The 22,511-nt window shown below is 36.6% G+C and carries 16 protein-coding genes, 3 pseudogenes and 1 other annotated feature; of the genes and pseudogenes, 4 read left to right on the top strand and 15 right to left on the bottom strand.

Annotated features, from left to right (window positions below):
• Nucleotides 1-130 precede the first annotated feature (130 nt).
• Nucleotides 131-353: a binding site (T-box leader), on the bottom strand.
• A 17-nt stretch (nucleotides 354-370) separates the two neighbouring features.
• The gene (locus K9V48_RS08730) at nucleotides 371-883 is read right to left on the bottom strand and encodes a MarR family transcriptional regulator (protein ID WP_224138511.1); all 513 of its coding nucleotides are present in this window, start codon (nucleotides 881-883) and stop codon (nucleotides 371-373) included.
• 298 nt (nucleotides 884-1,181) lie between these two features.
• Between K9V48_RS08730 and K9V48_RS08735 the strand changes: the two are divergent.
• Together K9V48_RS08735 and K9V48_RS08740 are read left to right on the top strand one after the other, a co-directional pair.
• A pseudogene (locus K9V48_RS08735) lies at nucleotides 1,182-1,385 on the top strand (Tn3 family transposase); the annotation flags it as partial.
• A gap of 164 nt (nucleotides 1,386-1,549) precedes the next feature.
• Nucleotides 1,550-1,744, top strand: a pseudogene (locus K9V48_RS08740) (IS4 family transposase); the annotation flags it as partial.
• Between the two features lie 427 nt (nucleotides 1,745-2,171).
• On the opposite strand, the gene K9V48_RS08745 reads toward K9V48_RS08740, so the two are convergent.
• From K9V48_RS08745 to K9V48_RS08780, 8 genes and pseudogenes are all read right to left on the bottom strand, one after another.
• Nucleotides 2,172-2,948: an acetoin reductase gene (locus K9V48_RS08745; protein WP_224138414.1), complete on the bottom strand. Its 777-nt coding sequence runs from the start codon at nucleotides 2,946-2,948 to the stop codon at nucleotides 2,172-2,174.
• A gap of 108 nt (nucleotides 2,949-3,056) precedes the next feature.
• Nucleotides 3,057-4,289, bottom strand: coding sequence for a dihydrolipoamide acetyltransferase family protein (locus K9V48_RS08750; protein ID WP_224138416.1), 1,233 nt, complete (start codon nucleotides 4,287-4,289; stop codon nucleotides 3,057-3,059).
• 15 nt (nucleotides 4,290-4,304) lie between these two features.
• Nucleotides 4,305-5,360, bottom strand: coding sequence for an alpha-ketoacid dehydrogenase subunit beta (locus tag K9V48_RS08755; RefSeq protein ID WP_224138418.1), 1,056 nt, complete (start codon nucleotides 5,358-5,360; stop codon nucleotides 4,305-4,307).
• 17 nt (nucleotides 5,361-5,377) lie between these two features.
• Nucleotides 5,378-6,325, bottom strand: coding sequence for a thiamine pyrophosphate-dependent dehydrogenase E1 component subunit alpha (locus K9V48_RS08760; protein ID WP_224138420.1), 948 nt, complete (start codon nucleotides 6,323-6,325; stop codon nucleotides 5,378-5,380).
• Between the two features lie 24 nt (nucleotides 6,326-6,349).
• Entirely contained in the window at nucleotides 6,350-7,702 is a 1,353-nt protein-coding gene (lpdA, locus tag K9V48_RS08765) for a dihydrolipoyl dehydrogenase (protein ID WP_224138421.1), read from the bottom strand.
• Nucleotides 7,703-7,976: 274 nt separating this feature from the next.
• Nucleotides 7,977-9,950, bottom strand: coding sequence for a sigma-54-dependent Fis family transcriptional regulator (locus tag K9V48_RS08770; RefSeq protein ID WP_224138423.1), 1,974 nt, complete (start codon nucleotides 9,948-9,950; stop codon nucleotides 7,977-7,979).
• 165 nt (nucleotides 9,951-10,115) lie between these two features.
• Nucleotides 10,116-10,385: pseudogene (locus K9V48_RS08775) on the bottom strand (transposase); the annotation flags it as partial.
• A 76-nt stretch (nucleotides 10,386-10,461) separates the two neighbouring features.
• Nucleotides 10,462-10,713 carry a CPCC family cysteine-rich protein gene (locus K9V48_RS08780; protein ID WP_224138425.1) on the bottom strand — a complete coding sequence of 84 codons (252 nt, stop codon included), beginning with the start codon at nucleotides 10,711-10,713 and terminating at the stop codon, nucleotides 10,462-10,464.
• Nucleotides 10,714-11,050: 337 nt separating this feature from the next.
• Between K9V48_RS08780 and K9V48_RS08785 the strand changes: the two genes are divergently transcribed.
• The gene (locus K9V48_RS08785) at nucleotides 11,051-11,407 is read left to right on the top strand and encodes a hypothetical protein (RefSeq protein ID WP_224138427.1); all 357 of its coding nucleotides are present in this window, start codon (nucleotides 11,051-11,053) and stop codon (nucleotides 11,405-11,407) included.
• Between the two features lie 137 nt (nucleotides 11,408-11,544).
• Here the strand turns inward: K9V48_RS08785 and K9V48_RS08790 are convergent, their stop codons facing one another.
• Nucleotides 11,545-13,713, bottom strand: a complete 2,169-nt coding sequence (locus K9V48_RS08790) for a glycoside hydrolase family 3 N-terminal domain-containing protein (RefSeq protein ID WP_224138429.1) — start codon at nucleotides 13,711-13,713, stop codon at nucleotides 11,545-11,547.
• An 821-nt stretch (nucleotides 13,714-14,534) separates the two neighbouring features.
• Between K9V48_RS08790 and K9V48_RS08795 the strand changes: the two genes are divergently transcribed.
• Nucleotides 14,535-15,077, top strand: a complete 543-nt coding sequence (locus K9V48_RS08795; RefSeq protein WP_224138431.1) for a glutathione peroxidase — start codon at nucleotides 14,535-14,537, stop codon at nucleotides 15,075-15,077.
• A 598-nt stretch (nucleotides 15,078-15,675) separates the two neighbouring features.
• Here the strand turns inward: K9V48_RS08795 and K9V48_RS08800 are convergent.
• From K9V48_RS08800 to K9V48_RS08820, 5 genes are all read right to left on the bottom strand, one after another.
• Nucleotides 15,676-16,554: a processed acidic surface protein gene (locus tag K9V48_RS08800; RefSeq protein WP_224138434.1), complete on the bottom strand. Its 879-nt coding sequence runs from the start codon at nucleotides 16,552-16,554 to the stop codon at nucleotides 15,676-15,678.
• Between the two features lie 316 nt (nucleotides 16,555-16,870).
• Nucleotides 16,871-17,863 (bottom strand): NADPH:quinone oxidoreductase family protein, encoded by a 993-nt coding sequence (locus K9V48_RS08805; RefSeq protein ID WP_224138436.1) that lies wholly within the window; start codon nucleotides 17,861-17,863, stop codon nucleotides 16,871-16,873.
• 1,199 nt (nucleotides 17,864-19,062) lie between these two features.
• Nucleotides 19,063-19,938 carry a DMT family transporter gene (locus K9V48_RS08810; protein WP_224138437.1) on the bottom strand — a complete coding sequence of 292 codons (876 nt, stop codon included), beginning with the start codon at nucleotides 19,936-19,938 and terminating at the stop codon, nucleotides 19,063-19,065.
• Nucleotides 19,939-20,656: 718 nt separating this feature from the next.
• The gene (locus K9V48_RS08815) at nucleotides 20,657-20,848 is read right to left on the bottom strand and encodes a hypothetical protein (protein ID WP_224138439.1); all 192 of its coding nucleotides are present in this window, start codon (nucleotides 20,846-20,848) and stop codon (nucleotides 20,657-20,659) included.
• A 122-nt stretch (nucleotides 20,849-20,970) separates the two neighbouring features.
• Nucleotides 20,971-22,416 carry a DEAD/DEAH box helicase gene (locus K9V48_RS08820; RefSeq protein ID WP_224138441.1) on the bottom strand — a complete coding sequence of 482 codons (1,446 nt, stop codon included), beginning with the start codon at nucleotides 22,414-22,416 and terminating at the stop codon, nucleotides 20,971-20,973.
• Between the last annotated feature and the right edge of the window lie 95 nt (nucleotides 22,417-22,511).

The following is a 22,511-nucleotide window of genomic DNA, read 5'->3' on the forward strand; positions in this document are numbered from 1 at the left end:
AAAGTGATTACTTTGAGAAAGTAATGTGCATTTTATCAATATATATATAACGAAAAGAAGTTAGTCACCTATATATAGTAGGTGATTAGCTTCTTTTTCTCATTACATGGACTTTTTCAGTGCCCTCCAAAAAAGGGACGTGGTTTAACTTTTGCACGCGGTACCACCCTTATTGAAGAATATGATCCTTCCACTCAACGATTAACGGCTCGTCCGTTCTTTGCTACTGTTTGTTTCACAAAGAAAGCTCAAGGAATTGTAATTCGTGTTATCTTTGTGTCGATTTCCACCAACCATCGACTCTCTTTCTACAGGGAGATAACTACTACTAGATTTCCTGTCATCACTTTTCCATGTTTAATTGTCGTTACTAAAAATCATTTTCTCTTATTAATCTTCTAAGTAATGTTTCCATACTCTTTTGTTCCTCTACAGACAAGCCAGAGACGATCTCGATTTCACCTTTATGAAATTGTGGATAAAGTTCCTCCATCACTTGCTTACCCTTATCTGTCAACACAACGTAGGTCATTCTTTTATCTCTAATATCACTTTTTCGGAAACATAATTCTTTTTGTTCAAGCGTTTTGGTTATATTGCTGATTGTAGCCTTTGAGACACCAGCTGACTGTGCTAATTTTTTCGTTTCAATGGATTCCCAGATCCACAAATCATATAGCATGGAAAAGGCGGTCCAAGATAACCCATATTGAGATAAGACTTCTCGTTCCATTTTGTTTCTTAATCCTTGTGCGATTCGATATATATTCGTAGCGATTAAAATCGCATCCAGATTTAGCGAATGAATAGGGATTTTCGTTAAACGGTTGATGGTATCGATTTCTTCAGGAAGAAGTTCCCCATCCTCATTAAATGAATGAATAATGAATCACCTCATTAAGTTTTCATAATCGTTAGCTATGAAACGATATTAACAAAAGAATATTAAGAATGCAACAACATATTAATTCCACTTTGAATATTTTTTCCTAAACTATCCTGCTGCTTACATATAGTACAATCCTTCAAAATCATACCTGCACTTTAATATTCAGTTTTTTATAAAAATGTTCTTCAATTAAATGGCCCGATTGCTGAATAAAAAAGACAGCCAACTTATCTTTGCATCGTCATATTACACAATAAAATCAAACAGGGGAGGGAAAATCGGGGGAACTTAAATTCTCAATGCCATTAGTGTCTGGAATACTCTATATTTGTCAAAAGCGATAGAATATCAAAAAGGATTAGGTGACTTTAATGAGGACTTGCTGCATCATATGTCTCAGTGAGGCTGGGAGCATATTAATTTACTGGGAGAATACCATTTTAATTCGGAGAAAAAGGTCTCGTTAGATTCTTTAAGACCGTTAAGAACTTCTTAACGGTCTTAAAATCCGGGTAACCGTCGGGAAAATTTGCTTAGCATTGTAAATCCGCATATTCCTGACGCTACCCCATGCCCATCAAGCTAACTAAACAAATTTCCCCCAAAATGAAAAAAACGTTATTCTTTCAGTAAAATACTTGAAAAGGATGACGTTTTTTCATGGATCTCTCTCTTTCTGAAGAATTACATCTCTTCTCACAAGAATTACAACGTTTTCTATCTCCAATCGTCCTACAAAAAATCGCCAAACAGGTTGGTTTTGTACGACGATCTAGTAAGTATCAAACGGATGAACTCATCACGCTTTGCGTTTGGCTCAGCCAAGAAGTCGCGAATACATCCCTTACGCAACTAAACCAGCTAATATCATTACAAAGAGATTAGCTGGTCTTTTGTTCACCGGTCAAAATGATGAAAACTACGAAACTTTCAACTTAATAGGTTTTAAGCAATTGGAGCGATAAAACAGACACCTCTTCGTCTTCTAAAGTTATGACACAAAGATAAGGTAAAAATAAAAACTAGATTCTCTTCTTTTAAAAAGGAGAATCTAGTTTTTGGCCAATTTATCAATTATTGAAACCTATTATGATTAATGACAATAAAGTTATTTAATAAACGGAGGGTTACAGTTCAATTCTCATCAAACCAAGTTTGATGAAATGTGTATAATTAAGAAACAAGACAGACAGCAGCAAATAGAAGATTTAAAAACGAACTTAGTAATTTGACAGTCTGAACTCTAATCTGTTAAAGATGGAAGTTTCAAATTTTTGTGCTCTTAATTATATACAATACCACCATCAATCATAACTGATTGTCCAGTCATATAATCAGAATCTGAGGATGCTAAATAAGAAACAAAGTTTGCCACGTCTTCTGGTTCTTGTGTGCGCCCTAATGCAATGCCTTCTGAAAACTTTTTAAAGGCTTCTTCTTGTTCCAATCCCATGTATTCAACCATGCCCGCATCAATTCTATCCCACATGCCTGTTCCGACAATGCCAGGGCAATATGCATTCACTGTGATTTTATCTTTTGCATATTCTTTAGCTGCAGCTTGCGTGAATGCACGAACAGAGAATTTTGTTGCTGAATAAGCAGCTAACATCGTAAATGCTTGATGTCCTGCAATACTGCAAGCATTAATGATTTTTCCGCCTGTTCCCTGTTTTTTCATTTGTTTAGCAGCAGCTTGGATGCCATATACTACACCAAACACGTTTACTTGGAAAAGTTTTTCTAACTCAGATGGTTGGATATTATCAATAGGTGCTACTTGTTCAATTCCTGCATTATTAATGAAAACATCTACGCGTCCAAAATGATCCACAGCTGTTTTGACTAATGCTTCTTGGTCTTCCGGTTTAGATACATTCCCAACGAACGAGGCTACGTTTATGTTTTGTTCTTTAAATTCTTTAACAGTAGTATTCAGTACTTCTTCGTTCATATCGCTTAATATGATTGCAAACCCATCACTTGCTAATCTTTTTGCAATCCCTTTACCAATTCCTTGGCCTCCACCCGTGATAACTGCTGTTTTTTGATCAGACATTGCAACACCTCCTAAAATTTTCAAAGGGTAGATCGTACGATTCATCTTACTAGATCTTTTCCTCTTAATAGCTTCACACCTACTATTAATCTTTATTTCTCGTGCCTCTTATAGAACTAATAGATAAGGTGACTCTATATATTTAGTTAAAATAGTTAAGAAATCTGCTGCTGTAGCACCGTCTACGATTTGATGGTCGAAGGTTACACTAAATGGAATTTTCTTAACCGATTTGACTTTGCCCTTTTCAGTTAAGATTAATTCATCTTGGAAAGCCCCTACTCCTAAAATACCTGTTTCTGGCGTATTCAAAATAGGTGTAAAGTATTCAATTCCACTGGCTCCTAGGTTTGTAATCGTGAATGTCGATCCAGAGAGCAAATCCCCGCTTGCCTCACCGTTTCTAGCTTTCCCTGTTAATTCCTTTATTTCCCTTGCAAGATTACCGATTGTTTTTTGATGAGCATCCTTTATAACAGGGACTACCAAGCCATCTTCTAGAGAAGTCGCAATTCCCAGATGAACCTCATCAAACTCTGTTAATTGGCCATCCTGATAAAGAGAATTCATTTTCTTCAGATCTTGTAAAGCAAGAACGGTTGCCCTTGCAATCAATACCGTTAAAGTAAGTTTGACATCTAATTCAGTTGACTCGATTTCTTTCCTTAGCACTTTCTGGAAGTCGATTAAGTTATCCGCATTTGCTTTTCGATGTAAAGTTAATTGAGCAGTTTGTCCCAAACTTCTACGCATATTTCGAGCAATTGCTTTTCGCATCGGTGGCAGCCCTTCACCAACAACTTCAACATCGACTGATGCAGGTTGGGTTGGGAGATCTGATTTATAATCTAAACCATTTGCTAATACACGCTGGATATCTTGTTTGGTAATTCTACCATTGCCACCAGTACCTTTAATCAAATTCATGTCAAAATTATTATCTTTTGCCATTTTTTTAGCTAATGGAGTGATGAAAAGGCGATCACCTTTCATAGTCTTTTCTTCCTTGTTTACCAACACATCTGTATAGTCACTATTATCCGGTTTTTCAATTGCAGTAGTAGGTTGAACAGCCTCGTTATCGTTCGTTAAAACAGTCTTCCCTTCTTCTCCGATTACAGCAATAGTAGCACCGACTTTTAGTTCATCTTCAACTTCACCATTTTTGTTTAGCAAAACACCTGCTATCGGAGCTTCAATTTCTTGGTTCAATTTTTCCGAACTGATCATCAGAATAGCTTCACCTTGATTAACTGGATCTCCAACTTCTTTATACCATTCCACAATTTTACCTTCTGTCATCGTCATCCCTAATTTAGGCATTACAATTGTTCCACTCATTCTCTCGTGCACCTCCTAGTTCGTTACATATTTTTTCAAGTCAGCTATTAATTCATCTGCTACTGTCAACACCTTTTTTGCATCTGGAATGTAGGCTTTTTCTAAGTTAGATGCAAATGGTACCGGTGTATTTGGTGCACATATGGTTTTAATCGGACCATCAAGATAATCAAAAGCTTTATCTGCAACGACTGAAGCAATATCTGTTGCGGTATTGTTATGCGGATTTGATTCATCAATGACAATGAGCCGTCCTGTTTTCTCCACAGATCTGAGAACAGTTTCTTGATCCCACGGTGCTACTGTTCTTAAATCAATTACTTCCACCGAGATTCCATCTTTATTTAATGTTTCTGCTACTTCAAGAGCTACCTGAACCATTTTACCGATCGCTACAATCGTAAGGTCCGTTCCTTCTCTTGTCACATTGGCTTTACCAATTTCGATTGTGTAATATTCTTCAGGCACATCACCTTTCATGCCGTATAGCATCTTATCCTCTGAAAAAACGACTAAATTATCCTCTTCAATCGCTGCTAGCATCAACCCTTTGGCATCATATGGATTGGAAGGAACGACTACTTTAACCCCTGGAATGGAACCAAACATCCCATACAATGTTTGAGAGTGTTGGGCAGCTGCACCTGCTCCTGCACCATGTACCGTCCGGACAGTAAGAGGGATTTTTGCCTTTCCGCCAAACATATATCGCATCTTTGCACCTTGATTTAAGATTGGATCCAAAGCAAATCCGATAAAGTCGTTAAACATCAACTCAGCAATGGGACGTAAACCTGTAGCAGCTGCACCGACCGCTGCACTAAAATATCCATGTTCCGCAATAGGCGTGTCAATTACACGTCCTCTGCCAAACTCTGTCACCATCCCCTTCGATAATCCGAAAACACCACCAAAAGCATCATCATGGCGACCATCGTCATGAACTAAGTGATCTACTTCAGCACCACCTGCAACGTCAGTACCAATTAATATGACTGTCTCGTCTTTTCGCATCGCTTGTGCCATCGCTTCTGTAATCGCTGTCATAAACGTAACTTGTCTTTTTGTCATTATAATTCCCCCTATTCTTATGCAAAGATATCCGTATATAGAGTCGATTCATCTGGTAATGGACTAGCTTCTGCAAAAGCAACTGCCTCTTTAATTGTTTTTTCTGCTGCTGCTTCAATAGCGTCTGCTTCTTCTACAGTCATCCAACCATTTTCAATTGCTTTTTCACGAAACTCAGGAATGGGATCACGGTCTTTATTTGGATCGTTATCCGTTTTGTATTTTTGTTCGTCACCTTCAAAGTGACCATAGTGCCGATACGTATCACATTCAATTAAAGTAGGACCTTTCCCTGTCTTTGCCCTTTCAATAGCTTCTTTTGTAGCATTATAAACCGCTTCAACATCCATGCCATCCACACGGACGCCTGGCATATTATAAGCTGATGCTCTTTCAAAAACTGTTTCAGAAGCACTTGCATATCGAAATGGTGTACCTTCACCAAATTGATTGTTTTCACAAACAAAGATAACAGGTAAACCTAAAATAGAAGCAAGATTTAAACCTTCGTGGAACGTACCTTCGTTTGAAGCACCATCACCAAAGAAGCAAACAGCCACATTGTCTTTGCCTAACGTCTTAATGCTAAGAGCTGCACCGGCAGCTATCCCGAAGCCACCGCCAACAATCCCATTGGCACCTAGCATCCCTTTACCAACATCGGCAACGTGCATGGAGCCACCCTTCCCTCCACCTAAGCCATCTTTTTTTCCCATGATTTCAGCCATCATCCCATTGATATCGCAACCTTTTGCAATCGCATGTCCATGTCCACGGTGAGTACTTGTAATATAATCGTCATCATCCAACAAAGCCATTACCCCAGTTGCAACAGCCTCTTCACCTGCATACAAATGAACGAATCCCGGAATTAAGCCTTTCCCAAAGGTACGATGTACATCGTCTTCAAAAAATCTAATCTCATTCATCTTTTGATAAATCCAAAGCGCTTCTTTCTTTTCCATTATTAATTCCTCCCTCTATATTGTTTAGACATGAATAGCTTGTTGGAATAAAGCATTTGCACTTTCTCCAATTGCTTCAGAAACAGCTGGATGTGCATGGATAAGGCTTGCTAGCTCATTCATTGTTCCTTCCGAGTGCTTCATAGCCAATATCTCGCCAATTAACTCGGTTGCGTTGGCACCAACAATAACAGCCCCCAAAATTTCCTGATATTTAGTATCAGAGATGATTTTAATAAATCCTTCTGTTTCTCCCATTGCAATGGCTTTACCATTTCCAGCAAGCTGGGATATGGTTACCTTCACATCATAATGGGTATTCTTTGCTTGTTCTTCACTTAACCCAAATGAAGCGATTTCTGGATGTGTATATACACATCTAGGAATTTCTGTCTGTTGAAGAGTTTGAGGCATATCCCCATTCATTGCATGAACCGCGACTAGTCCTTCTGCACTCGCTGCGTGAGCCAATTGATAGCCTCCTATCATATCTCCTACTGCATAAACATGTTTTTTACTTGTTTCATAATAATCATCGACAGCAACAAACTTGTTACTGCTATCCATTTTTATGTTTAGATTTTGTAACACTTCAATATTTGGTGTTCTCCCGGTCGCGATTAAAAGAGTATCATATGAAATTTCTTGGTCCACTAACATAACCTTTTCTTTTTTCACTTCCCGGATATCAGCTTGTATGATCGTTTGAATGTTTTTCTTTTGTAATTGCTTTTTAATTACATTTCGTGCATCAAGGTCTTCGGTTAATAGAATGTCAGGTGCAACTTCAATAATTGTCACCTTTGTTCCCAATGGAGCCATAGCGAAAGCTAATTCTACTGAAATCACTCCACCACCAATAATCACCATGTTTTTTGGTAGTTTTTCCAGATCAAAGAATGAATCAGTCGTCAAATAGTCCACTTTATCCAACCCTTTAATTGGTGGAATAAAAGGTCTGCTTCCTGTTGCTAGCAAAATATCTCGACCTTTGATCTTGTCATTACCAATGGAAACGACTAAGTCTTCAGTAATTGATGCCTCTCCTTGAAATAAAGTAATTTTGTTTTTCTTTAGCAAATATTCAACACCACTTGTCAACGTTTGCACTACTTGATCTTTTCGCTTCATCAGTTTTGGGAAATCAATGGTCAATTCTCCAGTTTTTATTCCCCAGCTGTTTGCTTTTTGAATCTCTTCAACCATTTCACTATGTTTCAATAGTGTCTTTGAAGGGATGCAACCAACATTCAGGCACGCCCCGCCAATTTTTTTCTTCTCGACGATAGCGACTCTTTTCCCCAATTGTGCAGCACGAATAGCGGAAACATATCCCCCAGGTCCTGCACCAATGACAATAACGTCAAATTCCTTCATTTGTCTTCATCACCATGCTTTCGTCTTAAAGTGAAACCTTGATACACTAAAATATAATGCAAGAACCGTGCCAATTTTCAAGAACAAAATGAAAACGTTGTCAAATCAATAGATAGATAATAATATTGCATCTTATCTATTCTCATTCTCCTACATATACTGTTTCAATGAGACGAAAAAATGTCACATTGTCTCAATGCAAAAAAGCCCCCAAATTTATCCTTCTCATCCAAAAGAAGGGTGAATTTTGGGGGCCTCGTGAAAAATTTCCTTTTTACTTTCCATCAATCCAATCTTCAGCGGAAAGATGATACTGCTTGATTTTTCGATACATAGTAGCTCGAGAAAGATCGAGTACTTTCGCAGCTTTTGTGACGTTTCCATTTTCTCTGATCATTGCTTCAATTATTCTCTCTTTCTCGTTTTCACCTAAATTTCCAATCACTTCTGGTGGTAAATCGAATGGGAACATTATATTTCCTTCCATATTAAAAAGTGATTGTTGGATGACATTTTTTAATTCCCTAATATTTCCCGGCCAAGTGTATTGTGTCAAGCATTGCATTGTATCTTTATGTATCAGAATCTCTTGTTTCCCGAATTGACCACTCATTTTCTTAACGAAGTGATGAACCAATGCAGGAACATCAGAGATCCTTTCACGTAAAGCAGGAATTTTCAATTGAATGACACGAAGCCGATACAATAAATCTTCTCGAAATTGACCATTTTTAACTGCTTCATTTAAATCTTTATGAGTAGCTGCAATGACACGCACATCAAGAGGCGTTGTTTTATCTCCACCTATTCTTGTGACGACCCTCTCTTCTAATATACGAAGTAAATGGACTTGTAAATCTAGGGGCATATCTGCAATTTCATCAAGAAAAATTGTTCCTCCCTGGGCCAATTCAAACTTCCCAGGATTACCTTTTGATTTAGCACCGGTGAAAGCACCTGATTCATAACCGAATAGTTCACTTTCAAACAACCCATGTGGAATAGCACCGCAGTTAATGGCTACAAAGGGGTGATTACTACGGTTGCTAGCCTGATGGATCGCCTGTGCGAAAACTTCTTTTCCTGTTCCCGTTTCGCCCGCTAGAAAAAGTGTAGCATCGATCAATGATGCTTTTTGCGCCTTTCTCACGACTTCTTTATATTCTGGAGAAGAACCGATCATATCATCAAAACTATACCGTGTAGATTTAGAATTCACTGAACGGACTGATGTAAGCTGTTGTGGTTTTGGAGCGGCAGATGCTGAATTTTCTCTAAAAAATATTACTGCTCCCAGGTGCTCATCCTGAAAAGTAACGGGATAAATGGAGCAAATGAATTTTTTCTTATTTAGATTATCATTTACTTCTTCTCTTATAATAATCTTCCCATGTTGTAAGACAAATTCTACAAGTCTATCTAATTCGGGGAGGCTTTTGATTGATTGAATACCACTTAAAATAAACTGCGACCTGGCAGCACCATTTTTTTCTACAATCCTTTTTTCACTATCCACTACAAATATAGCATCTTCTATACCTTCCATTGCTGTATTCATAAATAAATTATTACGTAAAATATACTCATAATATTGTTGATCAATAGACTTGGAAATATTGTTTGCTTCTGATATGACGAGCCCAATTGTATGTTGATGCACTTGATTATAGTTACCTGCAATATTAATAATTCCTAATAGTTCATTTGTAAAAGGAGCTAAAATAGGGTAGGCCACACAATACCATTCATGATTTTTTTCACAGAAATGTTCCGAAAACAAAACTCGCGATGGCTTTTTCGTCCTAAGTACCATCCCAACCGCATTTGTTCCCGCAGACTTCTCACTCCAGGTTCCCCCAGTAAAAATATTTATTCTCTCCGCTTTTTTCAAGACAGTCTTTTCACCGGAGGAATGTAAAATAGTACCGTGTTTATCCGTAATTGAAAACATTGTTTTAGAATCATTTAGGATATCGGTCAAACTTTTTATTTTTGGTGTAGCAAACGAAAGCAATTGTTCGTTTTTCTTGAGTCGATCTTCCAAGTCGTTCTGTTTGATAATTTCATTAATTTTGTTTTGAAAAGGGCTGATGCCTAGTTTCTTAGAATTCTCCCATGAATCGAAGATTTCCCCCCGTATGCTTCCTTCGTTATATTGACCTACATCTTGATAGCGCTTCCAAATATTTTTAGTAGAAATTTTGAATTCTTGCGAGTCAACAATAGCCCTTCTAAGTGTCTGATTCATCATTGGCTCCTCCAACAGTAGATTTATAACTATTCACTAACACGACTCTGTTCTCTCACCATAACAAATATTCGAGTTAATTATATCATAAACTACCGCCTAGTATATCCGTCATCTTCTACTAGATTGGGTCAATCATTTGTGAGAGGTTGATCAAATCGTTTAAAAAAAACGAGCTAAACTAGGTTGGGAAGCTAACGCTGGTGTTCCAATGATTTGAGTAAATGCAGGATCTTGCGTCAGTTGATCAGCAGCTTCATCTTCGGAATACCCAGCAATGATTTGATAAATCTTTTGACAAAGTAAATTTTCATTTGAATGAATGTAGTAAGCCCTTGTTTCTTTCAAATCTAAGTGTTTAGCCAATGTCTTTGAGAAACCAATTTTTTCGTCGAACTCTCTGAAGATGAACTCACCTGTATCACCGGAAGCAGATTCATATTACTGGAAAGCGTCCGATTGTTAATTAACAAACAGAATCATTTATCCTTAAGTATACTCATAACGTTTTTCAATTTGGGTCTTTGAAGTCTTCTTTATTTGGTTTTCTCACAAACGTAATACTTCCTTCATCACAAGCCCCAAATTTTATGAAATTTTGTTGTGCCTGTCTTAATGAAACTTCATTTGCGCCACCTTCATAATCAGGGTCTCTATATTGAACCCCATCATCTTCCCAAAAACAAATGTTACAAATACCATATGTACCCGGAGGTTCTTCATCTAATGTGTTATAACCACAACAAGGACAAGTATATTTCATGCTTTCACCTCGATATTGTTTTATTCATTTTTTACTATAATAACTTGGGATTATTTATCCCGCATTAACGGGCAGTAATACCCCCACCTCTAAGCTTGAATGAATCACCAAGAAGCGAAGGTGGGGGATAACTGCCCGTAAAAGCCCGATAAGTCTCACTATCCATCAGTGGGGGATAAGGAAAACCCCCACTGATGGAAGTCTCGCTTTATGTAGTTAGTAAAATTAAATGTTGCTTTATAATAATAAACAGAAAGGTGTGAAGGTATATTAAAGTTTAATTATTGGTCTTATTTTAATATTTTTAGTTGGAGGTACGATCTATATTTTTAACAAAATGAAAAATATAAACAACGATGAAGCACAATTAGCAGATGGAATGAATTTTGACATTGATGAGATACAACCTTTCTTAAACAGGCTATCGTCCTCCGTATTGGATTCAGGTTTTACTGATGATGAAATCAATTCCATTCAATCTGAAATAGAAAAAATGAAGGAGAACAACGAAGTAAAAGAAATTGGTATCTTTAATGTTAATTTTAACGGACAACAAGCAAAAATACGCATTAAAGCTGAAATTCATATTGAAGATGAATTAAAAGAAGTTGTTTTATATATGTATAGTAACCAAGAATTAGTTGAAATCATAGATGAAGAAATGATGAAGCATGCAGATGAGATTGGTGCTTAAGCAATAAGAGATGTTGTAATTAACATCTCTTTCTTCAACTGTCCTGAACCGTTACTTTAAGTATATCTCTTCACAAACTTTATATTTTAGGATGATTTCCACCTTATAAATAATGGAGCCCATTCCACTTTTAATGACTATTTAATTAATTGAAACGGTAAAGCCTGTACATCGTAGCTGTTTGTACCGATGTATGCAACAAACGCACCCGGATCACTTTTATATTGTAAATCTGAATGATGATAGCGCAACTGCTCCTCTGTAATGATAAAAGAAACTGTTTTTGTTTCTCCAGGGTTCAACATCACCTTTTTGAAGCCTTTCAATTCTTTCAATGGGCGAACGACTTCTCCTACTACATCTTGAATATAGAGTTGAACAATTTCCGCTCCTTTTACATCACCGTCATTTGTTAGATCAACAGAGATGGTTATAGGAGTTTCAACCGTCATCATTCTATCCGATAGTTTTGCATTTCTATATAAAAAAGTAGTGTAGCTTAAGCCAAATCCAAATGAAAATAAAGGTTCATTTGGAATATCCAAGTACTTTGAAACATATTTCTCTTCTGCATTAGGCGCATTTTTAGGACGTCCTGTGTGAAAGTGATTATAGTAAACAGGTATCTGACCAACGGAATACGGAAAAGAGATGCTTAATTTGGCAGATGGATTCTTATCACCGAACATGAGGTCAGCAATCGCTGCTCCACCCTCAGTTCCTGGAAACCATGCTTCAAGAATGGCATCTACCTCGCAGGAGACACTGTGAAGGTCAAGTGGACGGCCATTAAAAAGAACCACTATCATTGGCTTATTTGCCTTCTTTAATTTTTTGATTAAATCAAGTTGAACCTGTGGTAAGTGGATATCAGCTCTGCTTGCTGCTTCTCCGCTCATCTCGGAGCTTTCCCCGAGCGCAAGCACAATGACATCCACTTCTTCTGCTATCTTTAGTGCAGCATTTTGCTGCTCGTTTGTTCCAACTTCAATTTCACAGCCTTCCGCATAAAGAAGAGAATGGGCTCCCACTTTTTCTAAAAGTCCATCATATAACGGAATAGCCTCTTCTTTTGAACCTAGCCAAGACCAAGGCCCTAATATATCATGGCTCTTTGCAAACGGACCAATAACGGCAATCTTCTGCTCTTTTTGAAGCGGGAGAAGATGATATTTATTTTGTAAAAGGACAATCGATTTAGTTGCCAACTCCCGGGAAATTTCACGATGCTGCTTGCTCATAATGATTTTTTTCGATACTGCTTCATCTGCACCACGATAAGGATTTTCAAATAAACCAAGCTTGGATTTTAGTCTTAAAATTCGTAGTACGGCTTCATCGATCAGTGCTTCATCAACCGCTTCCATACCTACTAACCAAGATAGATGCTTTACGTAGGCTGCCGTCATCATTTCGATATCGACACCGGCTACAATGGCTTTATAGGCAGCTTCTAATTCATTAGTTGCTACTCCATGCGGAATTAGCTCCTTCACAGATCCCCAGTCCGAAATGACGACACCGTCAAAATTCCACTCATCCCGAAGTATCCCGCGTAAAAGCTTTCGGTTCCCAGTGGAAGGAATTCCGTTAACCGTGTTAAATGAAGTCATGATCATTTGGGCTCCCTCATCCAGAGCTGCCTTGTATGCAGGTAAATAATATTCCCTCAGCTGTCTTTCTGACATATCAACTGTATTATAATCTCGTCCCCCTTCAGGAGCTCCATAAGCTGCAAAGTGCTTCACACAGGTTGCCACCCGGTATGGAGTGTTCTCAAGGTCAGGCCCCTGAAATCCACGGACAAAAGCTTTTGCCAATTGACTATTTAAGTAAGGATCTTCTCCTGTTGATTCCATTACCCTTCCAAAGCGTGGGTCTCTAACTAAATCAACCATTGGTGCGAACGTAACATGAATACCCGATACGGACGCCTCCAAAGCAGCAACCTGAGCGCTTTTTTCAGCAAGATCCAAATCCCATGAACATCCTATTGCCAGAGGAACCGGGAAAATCGTCTTAAAACCATGAACAATATCAGCCATAAATAATAGGGGAATACCGAGCCGATTGTTTTTGAGATGTGTTTCCTGAATATTGATAATCTCCTTAGCCCCTGAAGCACCAATGACAGAACCGCTATTTTGAACAATTTCTTTATTAATACCTAAATCAGTCATTGGACCCGTTTTGTCACCTTTATATTTTGAACCTTCATAGAATTGGGGAACTAATTGAATGAATTGAGTGATTTTTTCATCCAATGTCATCTGTTTAAGCAAATATTTAAGCTTTTCTTCATTCATTTTTATACCCATTCCTTTCGTACTGATCAAAGAACAAAAGCAATTTTATAATTTCAAATATAACAATAAAACTTTTTCATAAGCTATCCGAGAATTTACTTTTGTAACATCGAAAAAAATATTGAAGAAAATGCATATTAATATTTTTAAAGGCTCGGGGATCACGTGATTTGTTTTTTGTAGTAAGTGGAATAATTCAAAGATGCTTCTGATTCTTTTATTGGATAAGGTCGTGTATTCAAGCCTTTGTAGAGAATGCCGTACAATTCAATAACGAGTATGATAAGCTTGTTTGCCTGATAATGCCCCCACCCATAAATATAGAGCCAAAAATAAAAAATAGAATTACATTTGTTATTACAGTAAAGAAGAAAATACGACTATACTTTACCATTGAGTCCCCCTTTTTCGAAAACCAAAAGTTGAAGAGTTTCATATGTAAAGCTCAGACTAATTGTGCATTTGTAATAACATTTTAGTTTAAACATTGTTTTGATAATAACGGAAGTATAACTCAAAAATACGTTCCCTTTTTTGTAGTTGATTTGGTACACTTTGTACTAAACTACTTATTGACTATCATTTTATATATAAAACAATATAATTTATGCTATATTATATTGTTCTTGTATGTAAATTTATCCGCTCGTCTTTTTGTACATATTTTTTTACATTTTTCCTTCTTCTTTTTCTCGCATAATATACTCTGAGAACTAAGCAGTTACTTGGAATAAAAATCTAGTTTAATTTATACTATTAGAAATGGTATAGATCCACTCTACTATCGGTTGAAAACAAATTGATTTATTAAGGAGAATGATATGACAGTCCACACCTTTCAAGCAAATTTATCAAATGGGAAAGAAATTAGTCTACAAAAATACATTGGAAATGTTATGTTAATTGTAAATACAGCAAGCAAATGTGGATTAACACCTCAATATGAAGGTATCGAAAAATTATATCGTACATACAAAGATGATGGATTTACTGTACTAGGCTTTCCATGCAATCAATTTGGGGGGCAAGAGCCAGGAACAGATGATGAGATTAGTAACTTTTGCGCATTAAATTATAATGTGACATTTCCTCTTTTCCAAAAAATAGAGGTGAATGGTGAAAACGCACACCCTTTATATCAATATTTACGTAAGCAAGCACGAGAAGAAACAAATCTAGATGAAAACAGCCGATTATATCAGCATTTACGTGCAACTAATCCGGCAGTGTTGGAAGGGACAAACATCAAATGGAACTTTACGAAGTTTTTAATTGATCAAGATGGAAATGTAGTAAAACGTTTTGCACCAACTACCAATCCTGAAGAAATTACAGGAGAGATTGAAAAATTATTAAAAAAGTAATTGAGAAATAAAAAAGTATAGATAAACCAGCGTGATGACTAGTTTTTGTTTGAAATTTCATCTTTGAAATTGTTTTGATAGGTATTAATGTGGCTGACTCAAAAGGTCGTTAAATGACGACTACTTTTGGCAGTCTTTTTTGTCTTCAATTTAGCAGCTAGATTCTTGGGAATGAACCCTTTATTACATGTCCTTTTAAATAGAAATCGAAAACAACATACTCGATGACCTAGACTAGAAGGTTTTAATACTAGATTAGAATATCCTTCGATCTTTTTATCAAGTTCATACTTCTCACAGGCTTCAGATTATACACATTTCACTTCACTCTCTCGGGTTACGAATCAATTAATCTTGATTCTATTATGCTCAAAAAGAGTATATTTCATACTAGAGTTATTCAACAATCTAGAGTCAACCTCTCTTCATGATATAATAATAAATAATTTGTATATACCTAATTGACCCTTTATAAAAAGAAAGAGCGCCATTCTTATTCTGGAATTGCGCCTGATTAATAGATTGTTCCTAGTGATCCTTTTGAACAAACTATTCAACCAAGCTTGGTCTTAATAGGAACAAGCCTGGTCATTAGGATTTATTTTAACTCTTTTTGAGCATTCTCGTACTTTTCTTTATGCATGTGGTCAACATATTCGTCAGAAAGTTCCCCTACATGAATTATTTCTTCTCCTTTTTCCATGACATCCCCTGTTTCAAAAAATTCAGCTGGCATTGAAAAATCAATTAGAAGCTCTCCAGATGTACTATAGATACTGACAAATAAATTGTTCGGGGCTTCTTCCATTTTTAGAAGTTCTTTTAATGTTACTTCTTTATTATCTATTTTGAACTTCACGTTAATCTCGTATAAGGCGATTGTCTCGTTTAAAATTTGAACTAACTCATCCAATTCCTCGTCTGAGAGTTCAGATGGATCATTAACGGATAGGAAATTTTCCAAGCGGAGATCAAGTGCTTCCATTTGGTCAAGTTGATTTTTGTTATTTTCTTCTACTTGAGCTAAATAATTAAAGAATCTCTCCGTTTCTTCTTCTGTAAGACCTATCTTTGCCAACTCATTTTCAACCTCAGCCATATATTCATCATGGTTAACATAAAAATCAACCGCTGCATCCAAATCCTCGATAAATTTATAGTCATTCAAAGAGTCTTCGAAATGATCCATAAGGTCTGTTAGTTCTTGTTCTGTCAAATTATATTTCTTTAATAACCCCTGTAAATTTTTCGAGTTAATTGGGGTTCCCATGACTACTTTTAGGTCTTCCACTGTACTAAAATCATCTAAAGGGATCTCGTAGTATTCTAGATAATCCAGTAATTCCTGTTTCGTCCATCCAATCTCATCTAAATATTGGTTTAATTCATTTTCAGGTGGAGCTGCAATCACAGAGGAAACATTAAACAGGAATGGGAAAGTAAACAAGCATATCAACATAGCCTTTATATTGACCATTGGTAACCTCCTTTATAATTGGGTACATTAATAAAGTTCCCTCTTTGAATACATTTTTGCAACAAAATAATTACCAAAATGTATCCCAGCCCTCTCCTAATATGAAAAATAGTTGAATTTCATGATTCACCTGATGAATGAAAAGCTTCTGCTGTTAAGTAACAAAAAAATTGTTTAATTTACAATAAAATCATTTAAAAAATAATAAAGTTGTTTAAAAAAATGCGAGTCATTCTATTCAATAATCGGGCCAGATTGTGGAGGAACGTTTTTAACGCAAAAAGTGACGAGAAAAATGATTCTCGTCACTTTTTCATTACAATTTCACAAGTATTCTTCCACGTGCTTCCCCTTTTAATAAGGTTGAAAGAACATCAGGAAGTTGTTGAAGTGTGACTTCTTGTTGAACAAGTTCTTCTAAGTTTGCCGGTTTGAAGTCAGTGGCTAGACGATTCCATATTTTCACCCTTGTTTCCATTGAGCAGTAGACAGAATCGATTCCAAGTAAGTTCACGCCTCTTAAAATAAACGGGAAGATTGTCGTTGGAAGTTTGGTTCCAGCTGTTAAACCAGAAACAGCTACTGAGCCGCCATATTGAATTTGGCTTAACACAGATGCAAGAGGTTCACCACCAACTGGATCAACAGCTGCTGCCCATTTTTGTCCGCCTAATGCTCTAATCTTGCCATTGTAGACATCTTCACGGGAAAGAATCTTTTGTGCACCAAGATGCTTTAAGTATTCGTGTTCTGATTCTTTTCCTGTACTTGCTTGTACTTGATAACCAAGAGTAGAGAGAATAGAGACAGCGAAGCTACCAACTCCACCTGTTGCTCCCGTCACAAGAACGGCTCCTTTGTCAGGAGTTAGATGATTTTCTTCCAGACGTTGAACGGATAAGGCCGCTGTAAATCCAGCTGTTCCAATTGTCATCGCTTCTTTTAACGTAAGGCCTTTCGGAAGTGGTACAACCCACTCGGCTGGTATGCGAGCATATTCACTATAGCCACCGAAATGTGACACACCAATGTCATAGCTAGTAGCAATGACATTGTCCCCTTCTTGAAAACATGGATTTTTAGATGAAACAACGACGCCAGCTAAATCAATTCCCGGTACAAATGGATACGTGTTGACGATGTTGCCATTAGGAATAGAAGCGAGACTATCTTTATAGTTTACACTTGAATAATGAACGCGAATAAGTACGTCGCCTTCTGGTAAATCCCCCAGTGAAAGCGATTGAATGCCAACAGAAAATTGGTCGTCTTGTTTGTTAACAACTAGTGCATCAAATGTTTGAGTCATTGTTGCACCTCCTTTCAATCAAATTCATTATAACTCAAATGCTAATTTTTTTGACGAGTTTCTTGCTATTACATAGATTTATTCTTGTGCTACTTCTTCATACTCCCTGACAAGCTTATAAAAGGTCGTCTTGTTTAGCCCTACTTCCTGCATGACTTTAACAGCTGTCATCCCTCCTGCTTTCCAATCGATGGTACGCTTCTTTAATCATCTGTTACCTGAGCTTTTGATTGGCCAAAAGCTAGGCCATTTTGCTGTGACTTTCTTTTTATTTATCGTGATTTTCTGGACAAGTATGTTGGTAGTAATAATTCTTATACAGATATATATAAGTATAGTTTAAGGCGAGACTAAGTTCTTATTGCGCTATTCAACAAACTGGCCAGATTGTTAAAGATGAGCTTGAGCTTCTGTTCTTTTGTTTATTTAACATAATAATGGTGAACCGTATCACAAAGAGATTTTGAGTATATGTTGTTATAATATGTTGTTATAAAAGGTTCTGCAGCAATATTTTAATGAGAAACATTAAAGTAGAAAAATCGAACTAGTTTTTGCCGATTATAAAAAAACCTATGCTTTGAGGCATAGGTTTTTCACGTTCTTATTAGGAATTTTAGAAAATAAATCTAATTTATTTAGATAGTTGTTCAATTGCAAAAGCAATTGTACGAGTAATACTCTCAGATCCGATCGCACCTTTATAAATTTCATCAATTCCAGGTTTTAAATCTAAATCTGTAATCGTTTCTTTTAATTCAGTATTAATTGCTCCTAAACCGTTTTCGTTCTACGGATTCCTCGCTACACTCATTGCACATGGGGCATTCTTTCTATTCCCACCTTATTCCATTATTGATAAGATACAACCTAAACCTAAGTTGAGGTAAAGGGTTTTTTCGATTTTTTTTGGAGAAGCGAATTTATGTACTCAACAATTTTCCTTTTTGGTAAATCATATCAATGTTATTATCGTACTATTTGATAATTTATACGTTAGATAGGAATGGTCAGTATTTTTAATTTAACCTGAGGGTGCGTATGGTTAAACAGGGTTTCTTTATAAAAGATGATTGTGAAGAAATGTACTTAAGCTAACGGGGAGTTTAATTGAAGAAAGGAGAATTTATTTGTTCATAAATAATCCTGTTACAGAAAGTAAAACCCCTTCAGATACGATTGAAGGGGGTTTTTAAATACTATTTTTTCTCGATGATAACGAATAAAACACCTATGAGAATTAGGACAGAGCCGATCCAAAACATTACACCTATGCTCTCTCCTAGAATAAGCCATCCAAGTACTGTTCCAACCACGGGTTGAAAGAAGAAAAATATCCCCCCACTTGAAGCGTTAAGCATTTGTAATCCACGATTCCAAAGTAGAAATCCACCTGCTGTCGAGACAATACCCAAATACAAGAGTCCTCCCCAAATAGTCGGGTGAGTCATTTCAGAGATATTAATTGCGTGTAACCTGGGCAAAACAAAAGGGGTCAACATGATTACTGCTACCAAGCTAGAATAGGTTGTTACTACAATTTGTGAATAATCACTCGGCAAACGTTTTACAAGTACAGACATGAGTGCCCATGTTAAAGCAGCAATAAGTAGTGAAATACCACCAAGTTTACTAGATAAATCCAAATTCCCAACTCCAACAATAAGGAAAACCCCAATTGTCGCTAAACAAACGGAGAGTCCCTTTTTTAACGTCAACCGTTCTTTAAGGATTAAGCGAGCGAAAATAACCATAAATGCTGGTGTTGAAGAAGTTATCATGGCTCCCATTTGTGCTGAGGATAGCATTGTACCAACTTCCTGAGCAACAATTGAAATGGTGTTACCAATGATCCCAATGGCTATGATTATTAAAAAATAACGCTTCTCGATTCGCCATTTTTGTCGTGTTATGAAACCGATAACTAGAAGTGCTAAAATAGCTACTAAATATCGTATCCACACAAGTTCTAGTGGTGGTATGACTTCTACTACAATTTTAACAACAACGTACATAGCACCCCAAATACTGGAAGCTAAAATTAAATATATAGAACCTAATAAGGTGTTTTTCATTTTTGATACCCTCCGTCTTTTATTTATTAGGTCGAAAATGCCCCTAACGGAGAGATGTAGTCACCTTCACTCCATTAAGAGCAGAAGAGTGCTACTGGTACATCATTTTCAAATAATGGAGTCCAATACATTTTGATTCACCTCTAGTCCAATCTAACTGTAAATCTGTATTTTATTGTAGCATGGATTATTAAGCCAGTGTTATCAAGTTTTTAAAGAAATTCCTGTACTGAGAGTTAGATTGTGAAGAATTGCACTTAAAGTAATTGGTTCTTTTGTTCAATAAGGCTTTCAACGATCTTCAACAATCGGGCGCTATTGTTGAATAAAACTTAGATTTTTAAACGACTTTATTGTTATATTTTTTAGTGTAGTGAAGCATCTTACATCAAAAATTAAACAACTATATTTTTAACCCCGTCCTAAATTTAGAACGGGGTTATGCTTGTTTGAACGTTTAAAATTGAATAACTTTATTGTCATTTTACATCTGCTACTAATTGAATCCATTTCAAATGGTTCTTAGCTCCTGTTATATTAGAGGAAAAAGTGTAATGTACGAATGACAGAGATAAAAATAATGAAAATGATTCTTCATATAAATAAACGCATAATCGTATATCTATATATAAAAAGTAAAAAAAGGCCCCCTTTCTTATAGATTTTTTTGAACATATTCTACAAATTGTTGAATGGTTTCATAATATAAAAAAATGACCTACCCTTTAGGTAAGTCAAGTGCTTGGTATGCTAATTGATACTTTCCACCTGCAGCAACTTCTGAATGGTACAAAGCTTTTAAGGCAAAGTTTTTCTCAAGTTCGTGTTCAACCATCAACGCTTTTAAGCGCTTTTGCAATTCATTATTTTCTTTGATTAGCTGTTTCATTTGTGATTTGATATATTTCATGCGATCGTTCCCTCTTTTCAGAATTTGCATCTTTCCACCGTTTATTGCATTCATTGTTTACCCAATTAAGGGATTCACAAGGACGATTATGGTTGTCATAGTCGTCCTTGTTGAGCATGTCATTACTTGATCGCCTTACTAACTTTCAGCTTCTTCCCTTTGATGGTTGTATTATCCATCGCTTGTAGGACTAAGGAGCCTTTTCCATTAAGAATATCAACATAGGATAATTGATCTTGGATTGTGATAATGCCAATATCATCAGCTGTTACTCCAGGAATTTTCGCAATTGTTCCAACAAAATCGATTGCGCGGATCTTTTTCTTTTTGCCACCGTTAAAATGAAGTTTCATGATATCTTGATTTATTCGAGCTGTTTTATTATTTTTAACAACGCGGCGCCCGCTAGCTTTTTCTTCGAAGGCGTCTTTTCCTTCAGCAACTTCCCGATGTGTAGGAGCCTCCATCGTAGGGATCTCAAAACCAATGTACTTTTCAATACTTTTAATGAATTTACCTTCATAAGGTGTCGCAAACGTAATCGCTTTTCCTTTATTTCCAGCACGTCCGGTTCTTCCTGTTCTGTGTACATAGCTTTCTTTTTCCATTGGAACGTCATAGTTAATGACAAGCGTCACATTATCGATATCAATTCCGCGCGCAGCAACATCTGTTGCGACAAGATAACGGAAATTCCCAATTTTGAAACCGTCCATCACGGCAAACCGATCTTCTTGTTCTAATCCTCCATGGAGTTTTTCACAAGAATAATTGGCTTGTTCCAATTGGTTAAACACTGTATCCACATGTTCTTTTGTTCTACAAAAAATGATACAGCTCTCTGGGTTTTCCACAACAGTTACATCTTTAAGTAGTGAAATCTTTTCTTCTTCCTTCACTTCGATTAAATGATGTTCGATTGAACTTGTTGTTATTTCAGTCGCTGCAATTTCAATATTAATCGGATCTATCATATATTTATGACAGAGCTTTTCAACATCTTTTGGCAATGTTGCTGAAAATACCATCGTTACTCTGCTTGAAGGTAATTCTTTGATAATCGCTTCAACCTCGTCAATGAAGCCCATATTAAGCATTTCATCCGCTTCATCGATAATGAGATACTTTATTTGATCTAAAACGAGCGTTTCTCTTTCGATATGGTCCATAACACGGCCCGGTGTACCGACAACGACATGCGTTTTTTGTTTCAATTCTTCTTTTTGTTTCGCAAACGGTTCTTTTCCATAAACCGCCATCGCCTTAATTCGCTTAAACCGTCCAATATTCGTTAAATCTTCACGAACTTGAGCAGCAAGCTCGCGAGTAGGTGTAAGAATTAATGCTTGCGGTTTTTTCTCTGCCCATTCAATCATTTCGCAAACAGGGATACCAAAGGCTGCCGTCTTGCCACTGCCTGTTTGAGATTTTACGACAAGATCATTCTTTTCCAATGATCTTGGTATGACCTCACTTTGAACCTCTGTTGGAGTTTCGTATTTTAACACGCCAAGCGCTCTAGTTATTTCATCACTTAAATGAAAATCGTCAAACGTTTTTTTACTCATGTATTAACCTCATTTTTTTATAATCTATTTAATAATAGAAATCTCTCGACTAATTACCATATTCTCTAAATTACTATGTTCGGTATTTTCGACAT

The organism is Metabacillus rhizolycopersici, assembly GCF_020075705.1.